The sequence below is a fragment of the Gilliamella sp. B2717 genome, from assembly GCF_026536675.1.
GTDB lineage: Bacteria > Pseudomonadota > Gammaproteobacteria > Enterobacterales > Orbaceae > Gilliamella > Gilliamella apicola_I.
The window spans coordinates 1-1,149 of record NZ_JAFNNQ010000019.1; the positions used below are offsets into that span (position 1 = coordinate 1).

Here is a 1,149-nt window from a genome sequence, read left to right on the forward strand (position 1 = left end):
CGAATTATGTTGATTTACGCGAACGTAGATCACAGTAGGCGTATTAGACGATTTAGAGCTCAAATAGATTGCGTGGCTCATTATTCAGCCCCCTCAATGTGAACGGTTAAATTCCCCTGATAACCTGCTGCACCCTCCAATGTGAGTGCGACCATGTTAATTAAAGGCGTTTCACGACTGGATGAACCAGCGTTACTACGTTTTTTTCGGATTGGGAATTCTCCGCGTTGGATTTTGTTTTTAACGGTTGCCACAGGCATTTTCGCCAAATCAGCGAATTGTTGAGCCGTGACAAATGGTGTTGGGATAGCTATTGCAATTTGTATTGTCATGGTGCATCATTCCTNTATTTAATGTTTATTAATGGTTATTAGGGTAAATTAATAACCGAATTGGTATTTTTTATTATGATATACCTTTTAGGTTTGTGTCAATACCTTTTAGGTATTATTTTTCTTTTTGGTATTTTAGGGGGAACTGAGATGATTCAATTTGATAGCGCTAAAAATATAATTAACAGAATGATTAGCGCTTACAAATTAAAGACAATGAAGGCGTTATGTGAATATTTTGGGGTCGGTATAAGCGTTCTTTCTAATAGAGTAGTAAGAAACACTATACCAGCGGAATATATCATTCAATGCGCACTGGATACGGGAGCCAATCTATTATGGTTATGTACTGGAGAGGGCGATCCTTGCGTCGAAGGATTGCAAGTGGAAAAAAAATCAATTGACGTCTCGACCGAGGCATTAGAAAAATTGGAAAGACTGGGGGCGCTAAAAAAGGATAATTTAATCACTGAAAACGAATACCTGTTGTTGAAAAAAAGTATTTTTAACAATTAAAATTTATCTTTCGGCATTTATTGGGGTAACATGATTCAATTTGACAATACTAAAAATATAGTAAAAAGGATTCTTTCGGCATATAAATTGAAAACTGTTAAAGCTCTTTGCTTGAAATGGGGGATAACTCCTGGCGTTATAGCAAGCAGAATCCAAAGGCAGACTTTCCCGGCTGATTATGTAATTAAATGCATGTTGGATACAGGTGCAGATCTAAGCTGGCTTTGCACTGGAGAAGGTGAGTCAGGTATTGACGGAATCAATACAGAAAAAAAATCAATTGACGTTTCGATCGAGGCGT

At 37.4% G+C, this 1,149-nt stretch carries 3 protein-coding genes; 2 read left to right on the plus strand and 1 reads right to left on the minus strand.

Translation table 11 applies throughout. From position 1 onward, the window contains the following. Positions 1-80: 80 nt before the first annotated feature. On the minus strand, positions 81-332 hold the full coding sequence (locus J3U35_RS03800; protein ID WP_267359670.1) for a hypothetical protein: 252 nt from the start codon (positions 330-332) through the stop codon (positions 81-83). A gap of 75 nt (positions 333-407) precedes the next feature. Here J3U35_RS03800 and J3U35_RS03805 point away from each other — a divergent pair, with 75 nt between their 5' ends. Further along, positions 408-848, plus strand: coding sequence for a helix-turn-helix transcriptional regulator (locus J3U35_RS03805; protein ID WP_267359672.1), 441 nt, complete (start codon positions 408-410; stop codon positions 846-848). A gap of 30 nt (positions 849-878) precedes the next feature. Beyond that, a partial coding sequence (locus J3U35_RS03810; RefSeq protein ID WP_267359674.1) for a helix-turn-helix domain-containing protein occupies positions 879-1,149 on the plus strand: 271 nt, incomplete at its 3' end.

Excerpts from the sequence above, each read along its gene's own strand:
- J3U35_RS03800 (WP_267359670.1), bottom strand. The coding sequence starts at position 332 with ATGACAATACAAATTGCAATAGCTATCCCAACACCATTTGTCACGGCT.
- J3U35_RS03805 (WP_267359672.1), top strand. The coding sequence starts at position 408 with ATGATATACCTTTTAGGTTTGTGTCAATACCTTTTAGGTATTATTTTT.